This window comes from Thaumasiovibrio subtropicus (assembly GCF_019703835.1).
GTDB classification, from domain to species: domain Bacteria; phylum Pseudomonadota; class Gammaproteobacteria; order Enterobacterales; family Vibrionaceae; genus Thaumasiovibrio; species Thaumasiovibrio subtropicus.
The window spans coordinates 1,785,313-1,809,888 of the sequence record NZ_AP023054.1 but is presented as its reverse complement, the minus strand read 5'-3'; the positions used below and the strand labels follow the sequence as shown (position 1 = coordinate 1,809,888).

Here is a 24,576-nt window from a genome sequence, read left to right as displayed (position 1 = left end):
TTTCGAAATAGAGTTTTACCATGCGTATCCATGCCATTCATCGTCTTCACAAAGCGCGTCTTGCCAGAGCGACTAAGCCTTTCAATGCGAGGGGAGGCAGCGTAGATCGCTGTGAGTTTTGCATGGTTAACCGTCATCTTTGCATCTGCGAGCATAAACCTAGTTTAACCTCTCAAGCGGCGTTCTTATTAATCATGTTTGATGATGAAGTCCTGAAGCCCAGTAACACAGGGCGCTTAATTGCGGATTTATTTGAAGATAGTTTCGCCTACATTTGGCATCGCACTGAACCCGACTGCGATATGCTCGCTGTGTTACGTGATCCGCAATGGCAACCCTATCTTATTTTTCCGTCGGAATATGCGCCGGAGAGAGAAGTGACGAACATCCACGTGCAGCACGGCAAGCGCCCGCTCTTTGTTTTGCTTGATGGTAGCTGGAAAGAAGCAAAAAAGATGTTCCACAAAAGTCCATATCTTGCTGATCTGCCATTGCTGTCAATATCCCCGCAAGAAATGTCACGTTTCAGATTACGAGAAGCAAGTAAGAAGAACCAACTCGCAACCGCAGAAGTGGCAGCCAAGATCGTTGCTCGCTATGGTGAAACCCATAATGCACAGTTACTTGATTTGTGGTTTGATGTGTTTCGCGAGCATTACGAAACAGGTAAAAAGCAACGCCAATTACCTGTGCCGGGCGCGTTAGAACGACTAAAATCGGCTCAGTAAAGGTGTATTTTGGTGACGGCGTCACGTATATGGCGGTGAAATGTAGTTGCTTTTTAACCAACTAAGCTATGTTGTGATAAATAACCACAGTTTCTTTGCTGTTCATCACGGACTGTACAGAGTCACTTAGCGATAATTGTCACAATTTTTTATATTTTGCTTATTTTTCAGGGAGAACAGGATGTATTACGGCTTTGATGTCGGTGGAACAAAGATTGAGTTTGGCGCATTTGATAACGATCTAAATCGTGTCGCGACTAAGCGTGTTCCAACCCCTACAACAGATTACCAAGAATTGATTGATACATTAGCGACACTCGTCCGTGAGGCGGATGAAGAGTTCGGTGTTGAAGGTAAAATTGGTATCGGTCTTCCTGGAATGGAAGAAGCGGAAACTGGTGCGGTACTCACGGTAAATATCGGTGCTGCAAAAGGAAAAACGCTTCGCAAAGATCTAGAAGCAGAACTTGGTGGCCGACATGTTGCACTAGAGAATGATGCAAACTGTTTCGCCCTGTCTGAAGCGTGGGACGAAGATCTCCAGCACTACCCATCCGTTGCAGGCCTTATTATGGGGACTGGCTTTGGTGGTGGTTTGATTTACAACGGCAAAGTTTTTTCTGGCAAGAACAATGTTGCTGGTGAGCTCGGCCATATGCGTCTCCCCCTAGATGCATGGTTACACCTTGGCGAAAATGCGCCGATGTTTGACTGCGGATGTGAAAACAAAGGCTGTATTGATAATTATCTATCTGGCCGCGGGTTTGAAATGCTTTATGCACATCAGTATGGTGAGTCACTTAAAGCGATTCAGGTGATTGAAAACTTTTATGCGGGCGAAGAAAAAGCCGTCGAGTTTGTCGATATGTACCTCGAGCTGGTTGCCATCTGTTTCGGTAACATGATGACGGCACTCGATTCGCACGTAATTGTGCTGGGTGGCGGTCTATCAAACTTTGATGAAATCTATCGCCAAGTTCCTGAGCGTATGCAGAAACATTTATTGTCTGTCGCAAAGCCACCCGCGATTTTGAAAGCGAAACATGGCGACTCAGGCGGCGTACGTGGTGCAGCCTTTTTAAACATTGAGTAAACAAATGTTTGTATATTGATTGATAGGAAGCCTGCTGTTTGCAGGCTTCTTTGTTTGCTATCACTAAAATCCGTAACAGTTATGGAAACCATTGCTTAACTTATTGTTATCTGAGATTATTTTATTTAGGTAGTAAAGGAACATTTGGATGAGTTATGACTGAGTTCGTACCTATGTCATCACAGGGTGTTTTCAAGAAGCTGATATTGACAATGCTGGTCGTGTCGATCTTCTTGATCGGTTGGCATCATATGGGTGGGGCGAATCGCGATTTACGTGTCACTGTGCCTGACTGGCGTTTTGAGAAGGTGGATGACAGCCTTCAAGGCGGGAAGACGGAAGTCAGTATCGTTGAATGGAAGGAAGGGGCGAGTATCACTTGCCGTATTGTAAATGCTGCACCATACCCTTTTTGTGAGATTGCCATTTTTCCGCAGCAAATCGGCGAATCCCTCGACCTGACTAAGTATCACTCGGTCAGCTTAGATATAGATTATCACGGTCCTCTGCCGGAAGGCCGTGTGCGTGTCTATTTACGGAACTCCAACCCTGCCTATACCGATGAAAGTGACCCTGTATCCTATAAGTTTAACGCGATTGAATATGCGCCAGGGATTAATCAAGGCCCGCTAACCATTCCACTGAAATCCTTCCATGTCCTGTCGTGGTGGATTGCAGATTACAACATCGACCTTGATCATGCAGGTGTCGATCTTTCCAATATCGTTCATATTGAAGTTGCAACGGGTAGTCATGTTGAAGAGGGGGAATATACTTTAACCCTGCGAGAAATGACGTTTCATGGGTATTGGATAACGGAAGCAGAGCTATTTAAGCTCGTCATGGGGATGTGGATCCTTGCCGCGATATGCTATCTCGGTTACGAGTACATTTTAGTTCGCTATCAGTATCAAGTGGCATCGCGCCGCGAAGAACGTTTGCGTAAAAACAATATCACTTTGAGCTTACAAGCGAAGAAATTTGCCGCACTGGCCGAGCGCGATACCCTGACGGGGGTAAAAAACCGCGCTGCTGTACAAGAATGGGTGGCGCAAGCGGTGAAACAAAGTCAACGATATCAGCGTCCATTCTCTGTGGTGTTCATGGATATTGACCACTTTAAAGAGGTCAATGATACCCATGGTCATTATGTGGGAGATGATATCCTTCGCGCGTTTAGCCATTTGGTAGTGGAGTGGTTGGATATTAACGATGTTTTTGTGCGTTGGGGGGGCGAAGAATTTATTATCTTTTGTCCAGACAGAAACATTCAGTCTGTTACCGATCTGGCGGAGACGATTCGCTACCAAGTAGAAAGTGCCCATTGGAGCCATGATGCGAAAATCACCATCAGTGCCGGTGTCGCCCAGCTCGAAGACGAAACGCCAACGGAACTGATTCAACGTGCAGACGAAGCGCTTTATAAAGCCAAACACGCGGGCCGGAATCGCGTCACGATTTCATCGCCATATCGATAATCCAGTGTGTGAATACATTAGAAATATTGCTTAACGCGCGGTTAGTCATTCCAACAAATCCCCCTTTCATGGGGGATTTGTCATGTTTAAGGCCAAACTACTGTGGTCGCGAGAGACACTTTTCGATCGATTCGGCAAGGAGCTCTGTGGCAGTTTGCTCGCAAGGTGGCAATGTTGAAGTGTTTTGACTGATTGGTGTAACCCTGTCACCCCATTGAATAAGCCCCGCTCCCCAAGTTAAACCTGCGCCAAATGCTGCGGTGAGTATTTTACTGTTAGGTTGGATATGACCTTGTTCCACCGCTTCACAGAGTGCGATAGGGACAGTTGCCGCAGACGTATTTCCATAACGAGAAATATTGACAAATGCCTTCTCAACAGGGATTTTTGCATAGTCACACAAGGCTTCAATAATACGTAGGTTCGCTTGGTGCGGTATGACAACATCAATGTTTTCGCTACTGAGCTGCGCTTGGGTCAGTACGTTGTGCGCGGCACTCGTCATGCCTTTTACGGCGCGTTTGAATATCTCACGGCCGATAAAATTGAACTCGAAATAGCCGCCTAGTGGGTCAAAGCGATCCATCGCGGTACCGAACTTAGGAATGGCTAAGATATCTCTACCTTCTGCATCACAGCCCAGTTTTGCCTGCTGTAGGCCGAGAGGTTGCTCGGTTTGGCTAAGAACAACCGCCCCCGCGCCATCACCAAACAGCACTGCGGTATCGCGCTTACTCCAGTCTAGATACCAACTTAGGCGTTCCGCGCCTATGACTAAGGCGTGCTTGTATTGCCCGGCTTGCACCATGCGGGTTGCGGTTTCAAGACCATAAAGAAATCCCGTACATGCGGCATTTTGATCAAAAGCGGCAGCCTGTGTGGCACCGAGGGCAAGTTGAACCTTTGATGCCACGTTGGGCAGTAAGGTATCTGGAGAGCAAGTTGCCACAATAATCAAATCAAGCTCTGAGGCGTCAATCCCTGCACATGCGAGTGCATCCCGTGCAGCGTACTCTGCAAGTACCGAGGTATCGACATGGCTAATGCGACGTTCGGCAATCCCAGTACGAGTACGTATCCATTCATCGGATGTCTCTACAAATTGGCTGAGCTCGTCATTGGATAAAACAGTGGGCGGCAGGCATTTCCCCCAGCCGCTAATATTGGCATATTTCATACTTATTCTTTTGGTTAACGTTTTGAATATCATGCTGCCAACCAAACGAAAACACAAGCCTATATACTCAAGCCACCTCAAGGTGCTTGTTCAGCGAGCGCTTCTAGGTTTGCCATCGAGGCACGGTTTGGAAGATCTACTGGACTAAATCAAAAAGTGTACGCAAGAAAAATGCCCGCTCCGGAGTGATAGAGCGAGCATTGGGGGGAGGAAAAATACGCTGGCGCGTTGCTTACCAGAAAATCTGAGTAAAGAGCGTTAGCGCTACGATACAGGCTACGTTGAGATAGAGGCCGACTCTCATCATCTCTTTCTGTTGAATATGCCCAGAGCCAAACACGATGGCATTCGGCGGCGTGGCGACAGGCAACATAAAGGCACACGATGCTGCGATAGCGATAAGTGCCGATAAAATCACTGGAGACACACCTAGGGCTTCTGCAATCGTAGCGAAAATAGGCACAAGTAATGCAGCAGAAGCGGTATTGCTGGCAAACTCAGTCAAAAATACAACGAATGCCGCAACCGTCATAATGGTGAGGAAAAGCCCTGCTTGCTCTAGGAATCCGCTCAAGCCGTGGGCAAGGAAGACACTAGTCCCCGTTTCTCTGAGAATATTACTCAAGCAGATACCACCACCAAATAACAATAAAACACCCCAGTCCGTCGACTTTTCAATCTGTTTCCAGTTTACAACGCGAGAAATGCCCAGAGCGACGATGGCAGAGAGTGCAACAAAGGTGTCGAAGCTTTTCACTCCACCAAGTGCCGCATTTAGCGGTTTACTGAAAATCCAGCACAACACGGTGAGGAGGAAAATGACCAAGGTGGCGAGCTTAGCGTTGTCCCATTTTACTGGTTTATGCTCCATCTCAAAGGTATGGTTTAAATCAGGTTTCACAACCCAGAACAGTAAACAGATCGCGAGTGGCAGCAAGCAAATGGTGATAGGTAAGCCTAACTTCATCCATTCAGCAAAGGTAAGCCCGACCTCCGCAGCCGCAATGGCATTTGGGGGGCTGCCGACGATGGTGGCAATACCACCAATACTTGCGCTGTAGGCGATACCCAATAGGACAAAAACGTAGGTCTTGCGCTGAGATTGCGCATTCACTTTGTTAAGAATGCCTAATACCAGTGGCAGCATCATTGCAGTTGTTGCGGTGTTACTTATCCACATTGAAAGCCCAGCGGACACACCAAACAGCATCAGTACCGCGACAGACATTTTACCTTTCGCAAAGACCAGTACTTTATCGGCAATCGCTCTGTCTAACTCCTGGGCATGAAGTGCTGCAGCTAGTGCGAACCCGCCTAAAAAGAGAAATATCGTCGGGCTTGCAAAGTTGCTGAGGGCTTTGCCGGTATCGAAAATGCCGAAACCGATCGCAAGCACAGGCACGAGCAATGCCGTGATACTGACATGAAGCGCTTCGGTTAACCAAAGTACTGCGATAAAGATCAGAATTGATAAGCCAATCACGACATTTTTATCGAAAGGGAGCGTTGTGTAGAGTAGGGCAAATAACAGTATGTTGCCGATAAGGATCAGGCTGTTACGTTCCATCACCCAATGGCGTAGGGCCAGTGTAAGCGCTGTCATCATTATCTTCCTTTTGTAGGTTGTTATGTTGCACATATGTTAGAGCGCAATAAAGAACAAAGGAGTGAGAACGATCACCAAAAGCTTTTATTAAAGAGAGAGTTACGAGAAATGTGAAACGGTTATTTGTAAATGGGTAGTAACCTACCCATGGGGATTTTCGCCAATATGCATCACAAAGCAGCTAAGGAGCCAGTAGAGGAATCAGTTTGCTTCTGTCACAGTTGTTGCTGCGGATGAGGCTGCCTCATTGACCGTTGAAGCTGCTGAGGAGCTTGTCGCACTTGCCGACGAAATGGTGTTGACGGCAGAACTTGATTCCGCTTTGGCGTGCGCTAAGACCGGGGCGGCATCAGGCTCAATCGGGTGTGGAGGACCGAGAAACTTAGGTTGCTTATTGAGAAGGTAGACGTCGACAACTGCATTGAAGCGAGCTAAGACTTCGCGGCCGCGAATTTTCCAACCACTTAATCCGCCGGGCATGGGCGCTGCAAAACAGATCGCATCAATGTTGTTGTGTTCAGCTAAAAACAGCGCCCGTTCGCAATGAAAACGTTGTGTGATGACAACAAGATCATTGGCTTCGAAGATTTTATTGGCACGTACTATGGAATCTAAGGTGCGAAAACCTGCGTAATCAAGGACGATGTTCTCATCCGGTACACCCGCGCGCATAAAGTCGCGCTTCATGGTCCAAGGCTCGTTATAGGAGCGATGCGCGTTATCGCCGCTCAATAAGAGTACCGACACTTTTTCCGCATCATAGAGTTTCAGGGCGCTATCGATACGGTGTTGATAAAACCAGTTGAGGGTCTTACCAATGTATTTACTGGTACCAAGCACAATGCCGACGCGGCGTTCAGGGATGAGTTGGACATCATTATAGATGTCGTTGCGGTATCGAAATGAGATCCATTGATCAATCGCGACGAGCGAAAAAGCGCACAAAACCAACAGGGAAATCAGTGTGAGAAAAGCCTTTCGCATTGATAGCTCAGTGAGTATGGAACATTGGCTTAATTTGCCTTAATTGTATGTGTTTTACAATATAAGCAGCTGATTTTTAGATACATAAGCAAAAAACTGACATAACAGGTTACAGAGCACGGCAAGATAAGCGGTTAAAGCACCGTTTAGGGAAGCAAGCGCTTGGATAGACATGAGATGTTAAACATTTAGCAACGGTCAGAGAAACAAAAACCGCAGCAAGCGCTGCGGTTAGTGTTGATGCCTTGTATCACATGCGAGGGTTAGAACGAAGTACGCTTGTAGCTGCGATATTGTGGCTTCCAGAAGTTCTGCTCGATCTTCTCTTTAATTCGCTCATCCGTGTTCTTGGAGGTTTTACCTTGCAACATCGCTTGCTTGGCGACAGCGAAAGCGATGTGTTTCGAGACATGGTGAATATCTTCAAGCGGTGGTAACAAAGCGCCTTCGCCAGACAATGCCATTGGTGAGCACTCTGCAAGGGCGCGGCTGGCTTCCATCAGCATTTCATCTGTGACGCGGCTAGCATTCACAGCCAGCACACCTAGGCCAATCCCCGGGAAAATGTAGCTGTTGTTACATTGGGCAATTGGGTAAGTTTTACCATTGTAAGTAACGGGCTCAAATGGGCTACCCGTCGCAACCAGTGCATTTCCGTCAGTCCAACGAATGATGTCAGCAGGTGTGGCTTCAACACGGCTTGTTGGGTTCGACAGTGGGAACACAATTGGTCTATCACAATGAGAGTGCATCTCTTTGATGACTTCCTCACTGAAGAGTCCCGGAACGCCTGACACGCCAATCAAGACAGTTGGCTTGGCATTGCGCATCACGTCGATGAGAGAAATACCGTTCTCATCAGATGCCCACTCGCTGACGCGTGCATGGTTTTGACCGAGCTTTTTCTGGAAATCTAGCAGGTTAGGCATGTTGTCTGTCAGCAAGCCCCAACGGTCAACCATGTAAACACGCTGACGCGCTTCTTCATCGCTAAGACCTTCAGACATCATTTGAGCGATAATGGCTTCAGCAATACCACAACCTGCAGAACCGGCACCAACAAAGGTCACGACTTGGTCAGAGAGTTTTTTGCCTGCTGCACGGCTTGCTGCGAGCAGTGAACCAACAGAAACCGCAGCGGTGCCTTGGATGTCATCATTAAAACAACAGAAGCGATCTTTATACTCTTCAAGGAGAGGCATCGCATTCTTCTGCGCGAAGTCTTCGAACTGGATTAGGGCTTCAGGCCAGCGACGTTTCACTGCACGCATAAATTCTTCAACGAATGCTTTGTACTCTTCGCCGCTGATGCGAGTGTGTCGCCAGCCCATGTACATAGGGTCTGACAAACGTTGCGGGTTGTTTGTACCTACATCAAGTACCACTGGCAAGGTGTATGCAGGGCTAATACCACCACAAGCGGTATAAAGTGCAAGCTTACCAATTGGGATACCCATACCACCGATACCCTGGTCACCCAGACCAAGAATACGCTCACCGTCTGTGACAACGATGACTTTCACGTTTTGGCGTGAAGCGTTATTTAGCATGTCGTCGATGTCGTGACGGTTAGGGTATGAGATAAACAGACCGCGACCACGACGATAGATACTAGAGAAGTTTTCACACGCTGCGCCGACCGTTGGGGTGTAGATAATCGGCATCATTTCGGTGATATGGTTTTGAATTAAACGGTAATAAAGCGTTTCGTTCGTGTCTTGGATATTGCGCAAATAGATGTGCTTATCCATATCATTGTCAAACTTTTGGTACTGCTGGTAAGCACGCTCTGCTTGCTCTTCAATAGATTCAAAAGCTTCAGGCAATAGGCCTTCGAGATTAAAGAACTTACGTTCATCAGGAGAAAAAGCACTGCCTTTGTTGAGAAGCGGCGTTTCGAGCAGGGCAGGGCCTGCATATGGGATATATAGAGGACGTTTAGAGTTATTCATGAAGACACGTTATCAATGTGGAACAAGGAAGCAAGATGGTAACGCTAATCCTTTGTTATTAAAAGTGACCATTCGCGTATTTTATCAATAAAGTCAAAAGAAAAACGCAGTGTGAAATGACACACAAAAAAAGGGTAGAAAAATACCCTTTTTGTTAACCTCTGACGCACTCTCAAGCAGTGATTTGTTCACCAAGCTGAATCTCTACTGAATGCAATGGTGTTCATACGCTTATGTTAACCCCTTACCTAAGGGAAAGCATTGTTTCTACCCGGCCTAGGAGTGGATACCTCGTGGTTGAAATCATCACCAAGATGAACGGCTAGAATGCTCCGTTGTGTGAGTACACCAATGACCAACTTTTCACTCGAATCTTAGAGCTGTTTCACCTCACTTTACATGCAAGTTGCATGGCTTAGTAAAAAACTTTGATTTGGCCCTACCGAAGTGAAGGCGAAGGTTTGAGTATTCATGACATCTGAATAAAATAGCAAGTGATAACATCCGCGTAGAGATACGATAAAGACAATGGATACGCAGTGCGTTTTTTCTTTATAATCAAAACGTTGAACGATGGTCAACTGTTTATTCTTGGCCTTACTCCGACAACGCGCTTTTTCGACAGTTAAGTTGAATAGTAGCCTTTTGTTGGATTTGGCTATCAAGTCTGAAACAGAAAATAAACAGACTGAATTGATATGATTTTTACTATGTTGACTATGTACAGGTAAAATAATGAAGAAATTAGTATTATTGTTATGGCTTGTTACATCAAGTGTCTTATCCTTTGAGCTGAGCCCCCGAGACAAAGAGATTGTTGAAAAGTCGGAACACTACGCGTTGATAAGTAAACTATATAACCAAGGGGTGATTGATTCACCGTTAAGAGTGTATGTTGAAAGTGATGAGACAACCTATCGTCTCTGGCAAAACAAAAGCCGATTAGGTTATTCTGAAATTTCAAATCCCAACTGTCAATTAATACTTGGAAGTAAAGTCAGGCCGTGTAAATCAAATCGAAATGAAATAGTTATTGATCAGGATGGTAATGCAATTATTGTAAACTTGAGATCAGATAAAAATTTTGACTTTAATTTATTAAGAAGTATAGGAAGCATAAAAGTATTAATGATTAAGTTAAGTGGACAGAGGCCGGGTTATGAAAAGATTGACCTTTCATTTTTATCCAACCTTGTTCATTTAGAATTAAACTCAATGTCCACTCAGGTCATGATCCTGCCCGTTTCCAATAACTTAGAAGTAATAAAATCTGTAACTTTTAAAGCAAACAGTATAGACAATATCGATAATAAAGATAAGCTTGTTTATTTCGAAATGTATGGAGAGCTTAACGGTTTGGAAAAATAAATAATAGTGATGATCTCATTAGTTCTAACTGCTACTGACAATGAAAGTGCGATTGGGAAAATTGAACTTGGAAAGTTTAAAAATTTACAGTACTTTGCCCTCAAGAATGGAAAAGAATTTTTCTCTCTTCCATTCTCAGACCTCACTTCTTTAAAGGCCTTGCATGTTAATGGATATGATGCCAACCTAGTTGATCTACCACCATCACTGGAATACCTAGAGATTGAAGGTTTAGAGAACAAAAAAATGCCAAATTTATCGGCGCTTAGACAATTAAAGACACTAAAAGTTGTTTATACAAACATTGATGAAATTGGTGATTTGAGGAATAATACGAATCTTCGTACCCTTGAGGTTTCTTCTAGTCATGTATCCAAGATACCGAACCTTTCCTTCTTAGAAAATCTGTATCAACTCGATCTTGCCGGTAACAATATTTCAGTTGTTGAGAATTTGAATGATCTTAAGGGGATCAAGGATATCGTTTTGATAAATAATCCGATTGAGAAATTCGAACTCAGTGACATAGATAATCTGAAATTTGTGAACATTTTACATAACTATACTCATCCAACAGATCCAGATTTTAGATATAAAGTAAGAAACCTAAAACGCTTTGGATCATTTGAACGACCAAAGCGCTAGTATGTTATGAGCAGGGCTTAGGTAACGGGTAATGAATGATGAAGTTATTAGTAATTTTATGGTTTATAGCATCAGGTGCATTAGCGGTCGAGCTAAGCCCACAAGAAAAAGAGATTGTTGAGAAGTCAGAACAGTACGCGTTGATAAGTAAACTATACGGCCAAGGGATTATTGACTCATCGTTAAGAGTGTATGTTGAAGATGAAGATACAAGCTATCGCATTTGGAATGACACACGTAAAATAGGTGCATCATACTTAATAGAGCCTAAATGCGAGTTTATACTGTCGGACAAGACTCGCCCATGCAGATCAAACCGTACTGAAGTATTTCTTAATAAATCTGGTGATATTGAAGTTCTAAGCATTAAGTCAGAGAAGATTCTAGATCTTGAATTTATTAATAAATTCAAGGATCTAAAATCCCTCATGATCACACTCGATCGAGATGTTTCTCCGCTAAAAGTAGTCGATATATCAAGCCTTAACGAATTGATTTACTTAGAGTTGAACTTAATTGAGTCAGACAAGGTAGTGTTACCTAATCCGAGTAAGTTAAAATCAATCAGCTCGGAAACTCTAATCGCACATCGTTTGAATAACCTGTACAATCAAGTCAATTTGGAATATTTTGCGGTCAACGGTACGGTTAGCAACTTGCACGAGATGACTCAGAGTAAGAATCTCCAGGTTTTGGTTGCTCCAAGTTATGAAGTGCCGCATGCAAACTTTCATCTTTCAAGCTTTCCACATCTTAAATATTTAAGGCTCAAACCAGAAAAAGAGTTTTACTCTCTACCATTCTCTGAACTTAATGATTTGAAGGCGTTACATGTCCGTAGTTACGATGCTACTCAAGTTGACCTACCATCATCACTGGAATACCTAGAGATTGAAGGTTTAGAGAACAAAAAGATGCCAAATTTATCGGCGCTTAGACAATTAAAGACACTAAAAGTTGTTTATACAAACATTGATGAAATTGGTGATTTGAGGAGTAATACGAATCTTCGTACCCTTGAGGTTTCTTCTAGTCATGTATCCAAGATACCGAACCTTTCCTTCTTAGAAAATCTGTATCAACTCGATCTTGCCGGTAACAATATTTCAGTTGTTGAGAATTTGAATGATCTTAAGGGGATCAAGGATATCGTTTTGATAAATAATCCGATTGAGAAATTCGAACTCAGTGACATAGATAATCTGAAATTTGTGAGTATTTTGCATAACTATACTCATCCAACAGATCCAGATTTTAGATATAAAGTAAGAAACCTTAAACGCTTTGGATCATTTGAACGACCAAAGCGCTAGTATGTTATGAGCAGGGCTTAGCAGGCGCGTTAAGCCCGCAAATAAAGACAGCGCTTAAGAAGGCTATCGTTGGCTCTTAATTGAGCGTTTGTCCGCTATTTCACATCAATCACTCGACTCGCTTTTTTATAGCGGATACGCCAGCCTGACCAACTGGGTAGTTCCCATCGTTTGGGGGCGTCTTTGCGACCGCCACTGAAGTAGTGGACGGTGATGCGCTTTCCTTTTGGATGATATTCGACCGTTAGCGTCAAGTCAGCGAGATGTAGACGTCGAGGATAACGTGCGTCGAACTCGTCGCGTTCCCATTCGGGGATTCCGTCAAAATGAAAATCGTCATCATTAAAAAGGGCCAAGTCATCAAAACTTTCGATGCCTAGAGCTTCGAGTTGATCAATTAGCCAAGCCTCAAGCGTGACACCTTGCGGAGCGGAAGTGTCAGTGGTGGGTTCTAGTTCGCCATAAAGCGCCCACTGCGCCATATCATGGGCAAGGCGCGATGCGAGGCCAGGAAATAACTGCTCTTCAATAATCATTTTTGCTACTGCTTGCACAAGTAAAGTGTCGTCAGGCGCCGCTACTTCTGAGGCAATGAGGCGACCCGCAAACCAGCGTTGTTGTGTCATCTGAATTTGACCATCAACCACATCGCCTTCAACAAGGGTTGTCTCACCAAACTCTTTTTCAACCAGCATCGTGATCGGTAACGGAGAGCAACAGGTCGCAAGGTTGAGTGTTTGTTTCTTACCCTTACCGGGAAGATGGAACTGGTCAAAGACAATAAAGGCGATGTCATCACTTTTGGTGCGCTGTTCACGCCCTAGGATGACTTCAGCATAACCATTGCCAAGGGCCTCATCACGTCGTTGGCGACGGACAAAAACCAGTTCAGGTGTTGCATCCGCGACAGCAGATAGCCATTGTTCCCGAGGGATACGAGAGGCGACGTCTAAGTGTGGAAGCGACAACGCTTCCCGTATCTGCTGGGCATTTTGTTGTGATTCTTTTAAGGCTTCTTCATTTATGGTGAGTGCATCACATTGAAGCCCTCGTACGAGCTGAATCAACATGTTGGCATCACAGTGCAAGGGCTCCCAGCGCGAAAGCGCCTCAAGGCGTTCTTCATCTTTCGGCAAAGTCGCAACTCGCTGCGGTACTGAAAGTGCACTCGCGAGATCCACCATGGCTTCTTGAGTCGCCTTATTGGGCATGGCGGTAATCAAATGGGCAAAAAGAGGGTCAATCGGCAGTGGATAGAGTTTTTTGCCATGCTCTGTGACATTGCCCGCTTTGTCGATCGCGGCCATGTCAATAAGGCGCTGTTGAGCCTGTGAAAATGTTTTATCAGGTAACGCTTCGATGAAATCTAAACGGGCCAAAGGCTTACCGCAGCATGCGGCGGCAAGCATTGGTTCGATCAGTTCTTCGCGGAGCATATCCGGTGGGGTCACGGCTTCCAATGGCGCTGCGCTGCCATAAAGGCGCACACATTGCCCGTCCATAATCCGACCCGCTCGGCCTTTCCGCTGCTCTGCGCTGGCCTGTGAAATCGCATGTAAGCTCAGCACGGTACGCCCATTGCGTTGATGCGTGCGGCGCTCTAAGCCACTATCAATGATGAGGGTGATCCCGGGAATGGTAAGCGATGTTTCGGCTATGTTGGTTGCAAGTATGATTCTGCGTTGCTTGCTGGTGTTGAGCGCGCGATGGCGTTCATCATCACTCACACTCGCATGTAAGGGGATCACATCGAAGCGATGTTCTTGAACAAAAGCATGTTGTCGCAACCGCGACAGTGTTTGTTGAATCTCCTTACGCCCTGGAAGGAATACGAGAATATCACCATTCTGCTCGCCATTAACGTCGTTATTATTACCCCAATCAATGACTGCATTGGTAACGCGCTCTTCTAAATTGCGCGCATCAGGACTATGGCGTGAATCCGTCGCGGCATGAGTCACCTCGACGTGAAATCGTCTGCCTTCAGCTTTTAAGACGCTGGCATCGAGAAAGTCAGCGAAACGGCGGCTATTCAAGGTCGCAGAGGTTAAAACAACACGGTGTTGTTGATGGTCTTTCAGCAGGGAAAGCAGCAGATCCGTATCCCAACGGCGAAGATGCATCTCATCAATGATGATCACATCAAAGCTTGCGAGTTTATCTTCACTAAACCACCGTAGCGCAACACCCGGTGTCACAAATACCGTCTTTGTTTGTTCCGTGTAATGATGTTCAAACTTTACCGCATAGCCAATACTGGCACCGACCTGTTCTCCTTGGTATTCAGCAAGGTAGCTCGCTAAGGATGTACAAGCAATACGACGTGGTTGAACAACAAGCACACGTCCCATGCATTGAGACCAGATGGGAAGACGCGTCGATTTACCCGATCCTGTTTCGGCTTCTACAACGAGGTGGTGATTTTTTAACGCTGACTTGTATTGTGTTTCGATAGTATCGATGGGGAGGCGGGTTGCGTCGTACATAAGGGCAGAGTGTGCTTGAAGATAAAGAGGCCAATTGTAACGTAACCAGTAAGTGAAGATAAGTGATTGTGTCAGCCTTGACTAAGGATCAATGTCGACAATGCGACCGATGAAGCTGGAGATGTCGTGAAACAGCGCTTGATGATGAGCTTTCATTGCACTCAAGGCTTCAACTTCGGTGAAGTTGACAACATAAAAGTAAGCACAGAAAAGAATGAGACCGATCCGAAACAACTGCTTCATGACACCTAGACTAATGGCGACGACACCTTAAGATGTTTAGCAGGGTTCCTTTTTTACTGCCAGTGGTTCGGGCGAGTGTAGAGGGGTATTTTTGTCAAGTCTTGGAATTGACGCACAATTTCTTGCTTTGAATCGGTAATGACACGGCTCAGTAGCGTTTGGTCAATATCTGAGGCGAAGACAAACACGATTGCTGAAAACAGTGCATATCGAAACAATCGCATGGTCAGACACCTTTACTTAACCCGAGAGTTGAACACGGTGCAAATGGCATACCGACCTTAACAAGGCACACTATGATTGTTGGGCACGAAGATTGACTGAGTAGTTAGCCAAAGGTCAAAAAAACTGAGTAGATGTATAGACAGACCGTCGAGGTGTACGGGTGTTGAGTTTGCCAAAATCGCAAAATGCAAATTAATTTGCGATCTTGGTTCAACTTATTAGAGCAAGAGGACGAAAAGGGATTGGGTGGCTAGGATGATGCGGCCTGCTGAGCCGACAACTTCGCGCGAATGAACTCGGTGTGCTCGACATAAATAAGTTCAGAAACTTGGCGAATCACGGCTTCTTCTAGTGGGTCGATTTCACCATCGGCGTAGGCGACTTGCCACATTGCTTCTATCAGAGAAATGCGTTCGTGGGCCTCAAGGCTTCTGAGCTTGGAGGTAAAGTCATACAGAGAGACAGCCTCATCGCTCGCTTTTGTCGCCTTCTCTAGCAGTCTATCAGCTTCTTCTCCCTCTACGTCGAGTAAAGAGGAGAGCAAGTGGCGTTTGGCTGCGTGTTCTCGTGGGTCAAGACTGCTATCTGCGCGTGATACTTCGCAAAGCAGCCCAGCCATCGCAAGATTGAGTGCTGGCGTGTCGATGATCCCGCCTTCACCTCCTTCCGCAGTGAGTTGTCGAAAAAGCACTTTCAATTGTTTAAACATAAATCTGCACGACCTTTTTTAGTTCTCATATTTGATTAGTGTGGGCAACGACCAAAAGATTCAATCCATACTGAGAATAAACTTAAGCTGATGCATTGCGTGCGTTGGGCTAAATGTCATCTAAGGCGAGCCGCTGTTTATTGAACAAAACGTTTGCGGTACTCGCGTGGGGTTAAGGTGCTCCACTTTTTAAATCGCGTACTGAAGTTGGCAGGGTTAGGGTAGCCCACCGCTTCGCAAATCTGTTGAATAGACATATCAGAGGTTGAAAGAAATCGCGCGGCTTGCTCCATGCGCAGTTTAGTCAGGTGCGCGATCGGAGAGTGGCCAAGGTAAGTTTGGCAGAGTCGATGAAAGTGCGGTTCTGAGCAGGGATGGAGTTGCGCCAGTTCATCCACACTCCAATCTTTGTGTAGCTGTTGTTGAACTCGCCGAAACACGCGTTCTAAGCGAATTTGATTTGAAGTGACGCTACTCGGCAGCATGTGATTGACCAATAACCGCAATTGCTCAACCTGCAAAGCGAGCAGTTGATCAGCCAAGGGGTAAACCGCGACTTGGCTATGATGAATACAATCAATGATCTGTTTCACCAGTTCAGCGTTTGCACTTTCGCGAAAGGTGAGCTGGCTGGGTAAACGGTGCTTCCATTCGCTATCTGGCTCAACGGAAATCCAACAAAAGTCCCACTTCTCGCCTCTAAGATTGATTCGATGCGGCGCAAAAGGGGGAATGTACGCCACCTGATTGTCTCTCAAGGATTGGGTGCAATCCGGCGTCGAAATTTCCCCTTCACCACGAATACTGAATAGCACGATTTGCTTTTCTGAGTACCGCCGAGAAATATCGAAATTTTCTCTCGCATAAGCATAACCGACTTGGACGATTTGATTTGTTTCGAGGGCATAAAGCTGCTCTTGATCGATAAACAGCTGGCGCGATTTTTCCGAAATAGAAAAGTGGTCAGGCCATGGCATATGATAGTCTCGCAAAAGTATTTGATGAGATAGCATAAGAGTATTTGTTTCATCAGCGGTATGATCTCCATCACACCAAACGAAAAATAAAAATGAAGGAGGATAAACATCATGCATACGTGGAAATCTGCCGCTGATAAGCAATTTTGGCAAAAAACGTTGCGACTCGCACTACCGGTTTCGGTCCAGTGTATGTTGTTCTCGGTACTAGGCTTGGTGGATATCTTAATGGTCTCCCAATTAGGCGAAGCACAAGTTGCTGCCGTGGGTGTCGGAAACCGGATTTTCTTTTTCAATTTGCTGATGATTGTCGGAGCGAGTGGCGCAGTCAGCGTGCTAGCTTCGCAGTTTTTTGGCGCAGGCAATATAGCAGGGGTAAGACGTACCTTGTTGCAAACTTGGGTCTGTGCCATCGCATTCTCAATCCCGTTTGCGATTCTATATAGTTTGATGCCTCAGCAAATTGTGCAATTTGTCACAGATGACAGCGCCTTTGTAGAACATGCCACTCAGTACCTATTAATAACTGGCTTTAGCATTATTGCCACGGCGATCGTTGTGCCGCTAGAAGCGGCGATGCGCTCAGTAGGCGAAGCAAAACTACCAACGCGGATCGGCTTTGTCGCGGTGGGTATTAATGCCGCACTTAACGCCTTGCTTATTTTTGGCTTATTTGGCTTTCCTGAGTTAGGCGTAGCTGGTGCCGCAATTGGTACTACGGTGTCGCGCTTTGTGCAATCGGCGATGCTGCTGTGGGCTGCGAAGCGTTATCACCCACAGATTTTGCCTCGTCGTGATGAGCTAGGAGAGGCGTGGAAGCCAACAGCGCGCAAAAAGTACATGAGTGTCGCCATGCCGATGATCATTCATGATGCGGGTTGGGCCGTGGGTATTTTGGTATACAACCTGATTGTTGGTCAACTTGGCGTTACAGAGCTCGCCATCATCAGCTTGTTATCGCCAATTGAAGGGGTGTTGATCTCAGCCTTTATTGGATTTGCGGTGGCAGCGGCGACGCTGTTAGGCCATGAACTCGGTGCTGAAAACTATAATCGCGCCTTCTTCCAATCATGGTGGCTGCTCGCTTTGTCGGTCTCTTTGGCACTGCTGGTGGCGTTAGTGGTGGGATTATTGAGTAATCAGATCGAGTTTGCATTGTCACTCACAAACATCCCTGATCTTGATATGGCGCTGAAGGTGACGTTAGTCATGGCATTGGGCTTGTCCCTAAAGGTCTTTAACATGGTGGGGATCGGTGGCGTCTTGAAAAGTGGTGGCGATATCAAATACACCATCTTTATCGACTTGTTTGCGCAATGGGGCGTAGGGATTCCATTAGCCTTCTACACCGGACTTGTACTGGGATGGCCGCTTCATATGGTGATGATGGTGATTTTAGTAGAAGAAGTCGTAAAGATAGGCTTAACCGTTCATCGCATTTACGGTAAGCGCTGGTTGAAGAACTTAGTCAGTGATGAAATCCACGCTGAGCCTAATGCGCTTGCTGCCTAAACACCACGTCTAATGACAAATGACCCAGCCAACGAGCTGGGTCTTTTTTTGCCTGCAATTCAGTTTGTAATGCCTATTTACACTCTTTTTCTTATCACTTTCACTATATTTGGTTAATGTTGTGTGTTTATCTTGTTGATTTTGTGTTCATCGAGAAGGGTGGTGGGTCGGTTTCTATCGACCATCGTTATTCATCGACAGTAACGCATGTCTAAGAATGTCATCTCGTTCTTAGTCAACAATAGGTACATTGGTCTAGTTTGTACGCTTAGCGCATTGGCTAAGCATATGGCTCTCATGTCGTATATTAATTGCACACCTAATCGTGACAATGTCACAAGAAGTGTATTCTTTTTAACTAGCGGTTTTTATTCGCTTTTTTATCGCCAGAATACATGGATTTTTGTTGTTATAGGTTAGCAAGTTGTAAACGAATCGAGTAGCATACGTGTTTGATATTACGTTTGGGTAAGTTGGATATTATGGCAACAACACCTTCTTTAGGTAAGCAATCCGCATCTGCATCGCCGCCCTTGTTATGGTTATATGCACTGTTTCCAGCCGCTTTATTGCTGGGCTTCGCAGTCGCCTATGAACCACAAGGGGTGAGCTTTGTCTGGTCTTGGGTTCCTTCGATGGGCATCGATCTGAGTTTTCGCATTGATGGCTTGTCGTTTCTTTTTGCAGTTCTGATTTCAGGTATCGGCTGCTTGGTTCAGATCTATTCGCTCTCTTATATGAAGAGCAAGATCAACAAGCGTTCGTTTCACCTTTATCTCACCTTGTTTATGCTCTCAATGCTCGGGGTGGTGCTGAGTGATAACATCTTATTGCTGTTTGTTTTTTGGGAACTGACGACCATTACCTCTTATCTATTGATTGGTTTTAACCATGAAGATGAGACGTCCCGTAAAAACGCGTTGCAAGCCATGCTTATCACCGGCGCAGGGGGATTAGCCTTACTGGGTGGCTTGATCATGCTCGGCGAGATGGCAGGCAGTTATCAGATGTCTGAGATCTTGCAACAAGTCGAGACCATCACTGAACACTCGCTATTTTTGCCGTCAATGCTGCTGGTACTCTTGGGCGCATTTACCAAATCAGCCCAATTTCCATTTCATTTTTGGCTACCGGGAGCCATGGCGGCGCCGACACCTGTGAGTGCCTATCTACACTCGGCAACCATGGTAAAAGCCGGTATCTATTTGATGGCACGACTATCACCTGTCTATGCCGCCAGTGATGTGTGGTTCTATCTCCTTGTAACGGCAGGTAGCATTACTGCTTTTTGGTCAGCACTTTTGGCTTTGAGACAAACGGATCTCAAGTTGATGTTGGCAAACAGCACCAACATGGCGTTGGGCAAATTAACGGTATTACTTGCCTTTGGCACTGAGTATGCGGTTGCAGCGGCATTACTTCTGATCGTGGCACATGCTTTTTATAAAGCGTCTTTGTTCATGGTTATCGGTAATGTGGATAAGTCGACAGGCACGCGTCAGTGGCATAGTTTGTCAGGCTTGAAAGACCCTTTGAAGCTGAGTTTTGTTGCCGCGGTGCTTTCTGCGATGTCGATGGCAGGATTACCGCCGTTGCTCGGCTTCCTCAGTAAAGAGTATCTCTACAAAGCGAGTTTGGAAGTAGGCATAGTACCGACAGCCATTCTCTTGCTGGCGAATGCTTTGATCGTGGCGATGACACTGTTACTGATGCTGAAGCCTTTCTTGGGCAAGAAAGATGAACACAGTGTTGCTGCGAAATCCATTGAGCATGAAAAAGGGCTTTGGCTTCCTCCAATGCTGCTCGCAGTAGGGTCATTTGCCGTGCCTGTACTTGCGCTTGGTTACTTGCAAAATGCCGTTATCGATCCTGGTAGTCTAGCGATTTTCCCACAAGGGACACCAAAAACGGTGTATATCTGGCAAGGCGTTAACTTGCCGCTGATACTGAGTGTGGTCACGTTAGTATTGGGTGTGCTGATTTACCGTAGCCATGCTGTCTTCCTCAAGGTTACGGGGACACTGTTGCGATTCCTCCCTCAGGGCAACAAGGTTTATCAACGTGGTTTAAATGGCTTAATGGCCGTGGCTAACTGGCAGACAGGTTTGCTTCAACACAAACATCTGAGTTTATATGGCCTCGGATTTTTCACAGTACTGGCGCTACTCTTGTTGCAGCCAACACTTGCCGTGTTTGGTGCAGTGCCTGTTGGTGTGTTGTCTGAGATTCACGAAACACATTTCTATGAGGTGGCACTGGCCTTATTACTCGTGACATCCGTGGCCGCTTGTCTCGTGGCGCGTTCTAGTCTTCTTGCGGTGGCAGCGCTGGGCATGGTGGGCTTTATCTCTACGTTAGTCTTTATGCTCTACAGTGCCCCTGATGTTGCAAAGACGCAGTTGCTTGTTGAGATATTGGTTGTGGTTATTGTCGCCTTGTTGTTGCGACACTTACCAAGCCTGACCAGCGTACCGTCCCACTCACTGTCTCGCCGTACAGTGCATGCCATTGTCGCCAGTGTTTTAGGTTTGGCTGTGACCGGCATTTTGATCGCAATCACACATACGCCGCTTGATATGACGCTCAGTGAGTTCTTTGCTGAAAACAGTCTACCGGGCGGGCATGGGCGAAACATCGTTAACGTGATTCTCGTTGACTTCCGTGCGTTCGATACCTTAGGAGAAGTGGTTGTGGTTGCCATGGCTGCGGTGGCGTGTCTTGGTTTGTTTACCACTAAGAATCGAGCGAAAAATCGTATCGAGTCGATCATCTTCCGCAGTACGGCCCACATTGTTGCTGTGCTGATGCTGGTGTTCTCCGTTTACTTGCTTATGCGCGGGCATAACTTGCCGGGAGGGGGATTCATTGGTGCACTTATCGCGGTGATTGGTTTTGCGTTGCTGATGTTGGCGGAATCCGCAGGCTATGTGAGAGAAAGGCTACGCTATTCTCCGTTGAAGATAGCGATATTTGGTGTCGCACTCGCGCTGCTCGCCGGTGCCATTAGCTTCCCACTGGGCTTACCTTTTATGACGGGTCTATGGTGGAAGGAAATTCTGCCCCTTGGCACACCGTTGCTGTTTGATGTGGGTGTCTATCTCGCGGTGTTTGGCGCCGTGCTAGGAATACTGTTGCGAATTAATGAGGAGCTAGATTGATGGAAACGCTCTGGAGCCTAATGGTAGGTTTACTGGTCGCGGCAGGAGTCTATCTCTTGTTAGAGCGACATATGTTACGTGTGATGTTTGGACTTATTTTGCTCAGTAACGCTGTGAACCTTGCGATATTTGTCGCAGGTCGTTTAACCCGTGGCGAGCCGCCATTGATTGCGGAGAATGCGGTGTTGCCACCCGATGTCGCAGCAAACTCGTTGCCACAAGCCCTGATCCTAACGGCAATCGTGATCGGCTTTGGTTTGTTGGTCTTTGCCTTAATACTCTGTTTCCGTGCTTATCAAGAAAGCGGTACTGCAGATATGGATAGTATGCAGCGTTCGGAGGCACAGGAGTAACAATGAGCGATATGTTGTTAACTTTACCGGTGATTATTCCGCTCATCGCGGCGACCGCTGGATTTTTTATTCGTCACTCTCATTCATGGGCAACCCGTGTCGGTATTGGTGCTGCATCACTTTCGATGTTGGCTGCGATTGGTTTGATGTTGGAAGTGCTCAATCATGGGCCACAAGCTGTTGCCTTTGGTAGCTGGTCTGCGCCCTTTGGGATTGTTTTCGCGGCGGATATTTTGGGCGCCGCGATGGCATTGATCACGACGATCATTGGCCTTGCAACAGTGATCTATGCCTCTGCCGACCTTAACCAAAAGCCAAGTTACGGCATGTATCATATGCTGTTTCAGGTGCTACTGGCCGGGGTGAGTGGGGCGTTTTTGACTGGCGATATCTTCAACCTATACGTTTGGTTTGAAGTGATGCTCATCGCCTCTTTTGGCCTTATGGTGTTGGATGCGAAAGGCAAGCAGATTGATGGCGCTGTCAAGTATGTGGTGTTGAACTTGGTCTCGACACTGGCATTCTTACTGGCGATTGGTTTGCTCTATGGGGCAACAGGCACCCTGAACCTTGCTGACCTATACAGCAAAGCGGCATTGATTCCATCCACAACAGCCACTTTCTTGTGTGCGCTGTTCCTGTTTGGTTTTGCAATTAAGTCTGCCTTGTTTCCTGTTTTTGCATGGCTGCCAGCGTCATACCACACGCTACCTAGTGGGGTGGTCGCGCTATTTGCGGCGCTATTGACCAAAGTGGGCGTTTATGCCCTCATTCGCTTGTTTACCTTGGTTTTCCCACTCGATCAAAGTGGTATGCAACCGCTGTTGCTTGTCATTGCGGGCTTAACCATGTTGACCGGGGTATTGGGGGCGGCGAGTCAATTTGCTATCAAACGTATTCTTTCGTTCCACATCATTAGTCAGATAGGTTATATGGTGATGGGGTTGGCGCTGTTCACGCCATTGGCGTTAGCCGGGATGATTTTTTATTTGATTCACCACATTATCGTTAAAGCTAACTTGTTCCTGATTGGCGGTTTCTTAGCGCGTAAATTTGGTAGCGATAATCTGGGTAGGCTTGGCGGTATTTATAAGAGTAAACCTTGGCTGGCGGTACTGTTCTTAATCCCCGCGTTTTCACTGGCAGGCTTCCCGCCATTGTCAGGTTTCTGGGGTAAGTTTCTTGTTATCAAAGCGAGTTTCCAAACAGAGCACTATTTGCTCGGTGCGACGGCATTACTCGTTGGTTTGTTGACTGTTTTCTCGATGACAAAAATTTGGAACGAGGCGTTTTGGAAAGCCGCGCCAGAAGAGCCAACTGAAACGCTGACCCATAGCGAGCGTGTGTTGTACATCGTACCGATGGTGGTACTCGCAGCGCTTACTGTGACTATCGGTTTAGCGGCGGAGCCTTTCTATCAAGTTGCGGTAGAGTCGGCGGAGCAATTGCTCGATCCAACACCCTATATTCAAGCGGTACTGGGGGTAACACCATGACTTATTTCTTGTTGAACTTGTTTCTCGCTTTAGTCTGGATGCTGATCAATGCGGGATATAATGGTCTCGATTTTGTGATTGGCTTTATGGTGAGCTTTCTTGCACTGGCATTAAGCCAACCCTTTGGTTTGGATACCAGTTACTTTAAGCGCGTGAAGGCGGCCTTTGTGTTGTTTTTCTACTTCCTCTACGAAGTCATCGTCTCCGTGGCGCGTGTCGTATGGGATGTGATTACACCAACCCACTTGAGTGAGCCCGATATTGTTTATGTGCCGCTGGATGCAAAAAGCGACTTGGAGATCACCTTGCTAGCTAACATGGTGTCGCTCACGCCAGGCAGTTTAAGTTTGGATGTATCAGAAGATAAGAAATTCTTGATCATTCACGCCATGTTCGCGCCAGACCACACTAAGGTCATCGAAGATATTAAATCTGGCTTAGAGAAAAAGCTGTTGGAGGTAACCCGTGACTGATTTTCTCGCTACCTGTGTTGCGGTTGCCTACGCGGGTTTGCTGCTGAGTTTCGCGATTTCGCTTGTGCGATTGATTAAAGGACCCACCCTTGCTGATAGGGTGGTAGCTCTGGATCTCATTGCCTTTTTAACTATTGGTTTTATCGCAGTCTATACCTTAGATAGTGGCAAGAAAGCCTTCCTTGATGTTGCTATCACCTTGGCCCTCGTGGCGTTTCTGAGCACCATTGCATTTGCTCGCTTCATTGCAAAAAGTGACAAGGAGGAATGATGGGAGAGATATTTGCCGGCATCTTTTTGCTGTTAGGAACCTTCTTTGCGGTTGTCGCAAGCTTAGGGATTTTACGCTTACCCGATCTCTTTATTCGCATGCATGCAGCCACCAAAGCCGGCACGGTGGGGCTGGCTTTCTTGCTGCTGCCTGTGGCTATCATGCTGCAAGAAATCGCGGTTATATCAAAAGTACTGGGCACCTTGTTCTTTATTTTGATCACCGCCCCGGTCGCTGCTCACCTGCTTGGGCAGGCGATGGTGCGTAAAGGGTACAAGATTTGGCGAAGCCCTTCGGCTAACCATGCAAACAAAAAACCGTAGTCCTCA

At 46.3% G+C, this 24,576-nt stretch carries 22 protein-coding genes; 13 read left to right on the top strand and 9 right to left on the bottom strand.

Annotated features, from left to right (window positions below; translation table 11 throughout):
- Positions 1 to 20 precede the first annotated feature (20 nt).
- From TSUB_RS08140 to TSUB_RS08130, 3 genes are all read left to right on the top strand, one after another.
- Entirely contained in the window at positions 21 to 728 is a 708-nt protein-coding gene (locus TSUB_RS08140; RefSeq protein ID WP_087016016.1) for a tRNA-uridine aminocarboxypropyltransferase, read from the top strand.
- 181 nt (positions 729 to 909) lie between these two features.
- A complete protein-coding gene (nagK, locus tag TSUB_RS08135; protein ID WP_087016014.1) occupies positions 910 to 1,821 on the top strand; it encodes an N-acetylglucosamine kinase in 912 nt (303 codons plus the stop codon).
- A 155-nt stretch (positions 1,822 to 1,976) separates the two neighbouring features.
- Positions 1,977 to 3,299, top strand: coding sequence for a GGDEF domain-containing protein (locus tag TSUB_RS08130; protein WP_087016012.1), 1,323 nt, complete (start codon positions 1,977 to 1,979; stop codon positions 3,297 to 3,299).
- A gap of 97 nt (positions 3,300 to 3,396) precedes the next feature.
- On the opposite strand, the gene TSUB_RS08125 is transcribed toward TSUB_RS08130, so the two are convergent.
- The 4 genes from TSUB_RS08125 to TSUB_RS08110 form a co-directional block, all read right to left on the bottom strand.
- Complete coding sequence (locus TSUB_RS08125) at positions 3,397 to 4,476, bottom strand: ketoacyl-ACP synthase III (RefSeq protein ID WP_087016010.1); 1,080 nt, start codon at positions 4,474 to 4,476, stop codon at positions 3,397 to 3,399.
- A 232-nt stretch (positions 4,477 to 4,708) separates the two neighbouring features.
- Positions 4,709 to 6,079 (bottom strand): SLC13 family permease, encoded by a 1,371-nt coding sequence (locus TSUB_RS08120; protein ID WP_087016008.1) that lies wholly within the window; start codon positions 6,077 to 6,079, stop codon positions 4,709 to 4,711.
- Positions 6,080 to 6,283: 204 nt separating this feature from the next.
- Positions 6,284 to 7,066: a SanA/YdcF family protein gene (locus TSUB_RS08115; RefSeq protein WP_087016006.1), complete on the bottom strand. Its 783-nt coding sequence runs from the start codon at positions 7,064 to 7,066 to the stop codon at positions 6,284 to 6,286.
- 263 nt (positions 7,067 to 7,329) lie between these two features.
- Complete coding sequence (locus tag TSUB_RS08110) at positions 7,330 to 9,018, bottom strand: NAD-dependent malic enzyme (protein ID WP_087016004.1); 1,689 nt, start codon at positions 9,016 to 9,018, stop codon at positions 7,330 to 7,332.
- 735 nt (positions 9,019 to 9,753) lie between these two features.
- Here TSUB_RS08110 and TSUB_RS08105 point away from each other — a divergent pair.
- Genes TSUB_RS08105 through TSUB_RS08095 form a run of 3 tightly spaced genes read left to right on the top strand, consistent with a single transcriptional unit; the run spans position 9,754 to position 12,344 of the window.
- Complete coding sequence (locus TSUB_RS08105) at positions 9,754 to 10,386, top strand: hypothetical protein (protein WP_221274583.1); 633 nt, start codon at positions 9,754 to 9,756, stop codon at positions 10,384 to 10,386.
- A 9-nt stretch (positions 10,387 to 10,395) separates the two neighbouring features.
- On the top strand, positions 10,396 to 11,031 hold the full coding sequence (locus TSUB_RS08100; RefSeq protein ID WP_221274582.1) for a leucine-rich repeat domain-containing protein: 636 nt from the start codon (positions 10,396 to 10,398) through the stop codon (positions 11,029 to 11,031).
- 35 nt (positions 11,032 to 11,066) lie between these two features.
- On the top strand, positions 11,067 to 12,344 hold the full coding sequence (locus tag TSUB_RS08095) for a leucine-rich repeat domain-containing protein (RefSeq protein WP_159065054.1): 1,278 nt from the start codon (positions 11,067 to 11,069) through the stop codon (positions 12,342 to 12,344).
- 95 nt (positions 12,345 to 12,439) lie between these two features.
- On the opposite strand, the gene TSUB_RS08090 is transcribed toward TSUB_RS08095, so the two are convergent.
- The 5 genes from TSUB_RS08090 to TSUB_RS08070 form a co-directional block, all read right to left on the bottom strand.
- The gene (locus TSUB_RS08090; protein ID WP_087026416.1) at positions 12,440 to 14,830 is read right to left on the bottom strand and encodes a helicase-related protein; all 2,391 of its coding nucleotides are present in this window, start codon (positions 14,828 to 14,830) and stop codon (positions 12,440 to 12,442) included.
- A gap of 81 nt (positions 14,831 to 14,911) precedes the next feature.
- The gene (locus TSUB_RS08085; RefSeq protein WP_159065055.1) at positions 14,912 to 15,073 is read right to left on the bottom strand and encodes a hypothetical protein; all 162 of its coding nucleotides are present in this window, start codon (positions 15,071 to 15,073) and stop codon (positions 14,912 to 14,914) included.
- A 53-nt stretch (positions 15,074 to 15,126) separates the two neighbouring features.
- Complete coding sequence (locus TSUB_RS08080) at positions 15,127 to 15,297, bottom strand: hypothetical protein (RefSeq protein WP_159065056.1); 171 nt, start codon at positions 15,295 to 15,297, stop codon at positions 15,127 to 15,129.
- 251 nt (positions 15,298 to 15,548) lie between these two features.
- Positions 15,549 to 16,007, bottom strand: a complete 459-nt coding sequence (locus TSUB_RS08075; RefSeq protein WP_087026420.1) for a tellurite resistance TerB family protein — start codon at positions 16,005 to 16,007, stop codon at positions 15,549 to 15,551.
- A gap of 137 nt (positions 16,008 to 16,144) precedes the next feature.
- Positions 16,145 to 16,984, bottom strand: coding sequence for a helix-turn-helix domain-containing protein (locus tag TSUB_RS08070; protein ID WP_087026481.1), 840 nt, complete (start codon positions 16,982 to 16,984; stop codon positions 16,145 to 16,147).
- A 111-nt stretch (positions 16,985 to 17,095) separates the two neighbouring features.
- Here TSUB_RS08070 and TSUB_RS08065 point away from each other — a divergent pair, with 111 nt between their 5' ends.
- The 7 genes from TSUB_RS08065 to mnhG all read left to right on the top strand — a co-directional run bounded on the left by TSUB_RS08065 (position 17,096) and on the right by mnhG (position 24,570).
- Positions 17,096 to 18,496, top strand: coding sequence for an MATE family efflux transporter (locus tag TSUB_RS08065; protein ID WP_087026423.1), 1,401 nt, complete (start codon positions 17,096 to 17,098; stop codon positions 18,494 to 18,496).
- Positions 18,497 to 19,131: 635 nt separating this feature from the next.
- Positions 19,132 to 21,654, top strand: coding sequence for a hydrogen gas-evolving membrane-bound hydrogenase subunit E (gene mbhE, locus TSUB_RS08060; RefSeq protein ID WP_246616451.1), 2,523 nt, complete (start codon positions 19,132 to 19,134; stop codon positions 21,652 to 21,654).
- On the top strand, positions 21,654 to 22,007 hold the full coding sequence (locus tag TSUB_RS08055) for a Na+/H+ antiporter subunit C (protein ID WP_087026429.1): 354 nt from the start codon (positions 21,654 to 21,656) through the stop codon (positions 22,005 to 22,007). The genes mbhE and TSUB_RS08055 overlap by 1 nt, the downstream gene beginning before the upstream one ends.
- 2 nt (positions 22,008 to 22,009) lie before the next feature.
- Positions 22,010 to 23,503, top strand: a complete 1,494-nt coding sequence (locus tag TSUB_RS08050) for a proton-conducting transporter transmembrane domain-containing protein (RefSeq protein ID WP_087026432.1) — start codon at positions 22,010 to 22,012, stop codon at positions 23,501 to 23,503.
- Positions 23,500 to 23,976 carry a Na+/H+ antiporter subunit E gene (locus TSUB_RS08045; RefSeq protein ID WP_087026435.1) on the top strand — a complete coding sequence of 159 codons (477 nt, stop codon included), beginning with the start codon at positions 23,500 to 23,502 and terminating at the stop codon, positions 23,974 to 23,976. The genes TSUB_RS08050 and TSUB_RS08045 overlap by 4 nt, the downstream gene beginning before the upstream one ends.
- Entirely contained in the window at positions 23,969 to 24,247 is a 279-nt protein-coding gene (locus TSUB_RS08040; protein WP_087026438.1) for a cation:proton antiporter, read from the top strand. The genes TSUB_RS08045 and TSUB_RS08040 overlap by 8 nt, the downstream gene beginning before the upstream one ends.
- A complete protein-coding gene (gene mnhG / locus TSUB_RS08035; RefSeq protein WP_087026441.1) occupies positions 24,247 to 24,570 on the top strand; it encodes a monovalent cation/H(+) antiporter subunit G in 324 nt (107 codons plus the stop codon). Before TSUB_RS08040 ends, mnhG begins: the two co-directional genes overlap by 1 nt.
- Positions 24,571 to 24,576: the final 6 nt, after the last annotated feature.

Bases quoted from the DNA above. Each gene is read 5' to 3' on its own strand.
- mbhE (WP_246616451.1), top strand. From the start codon at position 19,132: ATGGGCATCGATCTGAGTTTTCGCATTGATGGCTTGTCGTTTCTTTTT.
- TSUB_RS08055 (WP_087026429.1), top strand. From the start codon at position 21,654: ATGGAAACGCTCTGGAGCCTAATGGTAGGTTTACTGGTCGCGGCAGGA.
- TSUB_RS08130 (WP_087016012.1), top strand. From the start codon at position 1,977: ATGACTGAGTTCGTACCTATGTCATCACAGGGTGTTTTCAAGAAGCTG.
- TSUB_RS08110 (WP_087016004.1), bottom strand. From the start codon at position 9,018: ATGAATAACTCTAAACGTCCTCTATATATCCCATATGCAGGCCCTGCC.
- TSUB_RS08105 (WP_221274583.1), top strand. From the start codon at position 9,754: ATGAAGAAATTAGTATTATTGTTATGGCTTGTTACATCAAGTGTCTTA.
- TSUB_RS08120 (WP_087016008.1), bottom strand. From the start codon at position 6,079: ATGACAGCGCTTACACTGGCCCTACGCCATTGGGTGATGGAACGTAAC.
- mnhG (WP_087026441.1), top strand. From the start codon at position 24,247: ATGGGAGAGATATTTGCCGGCATCTTTTTGCTGTTAGGAACCTTCTTT.
- TSUB_RS08140 (WP_087016016.1), top strand. From the start codon at position 21: ATGCGTATCCATGCCATTCATCGTCTTCACAAAGCGCGTCTTGCCAGA.
- TSUB_RS08090 (WP_087026416.1), bottom strand. From the start codon at position 14,830: ATGTACGACGCAACCCGCCTCCCCATCGATACTATCGAAACACAATAC.
- TSUB_RS08085 (WP_159065055.1), bottom strand. From the start codon at position 15,073: ATGAAGCAGTTGTTTCGGATCGGTCTCATTCTTTTCTGTGCTTACTTT.
- TSUB_RS08065 (WP_087026423.1), top strand. From the start codon at position 17,096: ATGCATACGTGGAAATCTGCCGCTGATAAGCAATTTTGGCAAAAAACG.
- TSUB_RS08125 (WP_087016010.1), bottom strand. From the start codon at position 4,476: ATGAAATATGCCAATATTAGCGGCTGGGGGAAATGCCTGCCGCCCACT.
- TSUB_RS08075 (WP_087026420.1), bottom strand. From the start codon at position 16,007: ATGTTTAAACAATTGAAAGTGCTTTTTCGACAACTCACTGCGGAAGGA.
- TSUB_RS08115 (WP_087016006.1), bottom strand. From the start codon at position 7,066: ATGCGAAAGGCTTTTCTCACACTGATTTCCCTGTTGGTTTTGTGCGCT.
- nagK (WP_087016014.1), top strand. From the start codon at position 910: ATGTATTACGGCTTTGATGTCGGTGGAACAAAGATTGAGTTTGGCGCA.
- TSUB_RS08045 (WP_087026435.1), top strand. From the start codon at position 23,500: ATGACTTATTTCTTGTTGAACTTGTTTCTCGCTTTAGTCTGGATGCTG.
- TSUB_RS08095 (WP_159065054.1), top strand. From the start codon at position 11,067: ATGATGAAGTTATTAGTAATTTTATGGTTTATAGCATCAGGTGCATTA.
- TSUB_RS08050 (WP_087026432.1), top strand. From the start codon at position 22,010: ATGAGCGATATGTTGTTAACTTTACCGGTGATTATTCCGCTCATCGCG.
- TSUB_RS08080 (WP_159065056.1), bottom strand. From the start codon at position 15,297: ATGCGATTGTTTCGATATGCACTGTTTTCAGCAATCGTGTTTGTCTTC.
- TSUB_RS08100 (WP_221274582.1), top strand. From the start codon at position 10,396: ATGATCTCATTAGTTCTAACTGCTACTGACAATGAAAGTGCGATTGGG.
- TSUB_RS08070 (WP_087026481.1), bottom strand. From the start codon at position 16,984: ATGCCATGGCCTGACCACTTTTCTATTTCGGAAAAATCGCGCCAGCTG.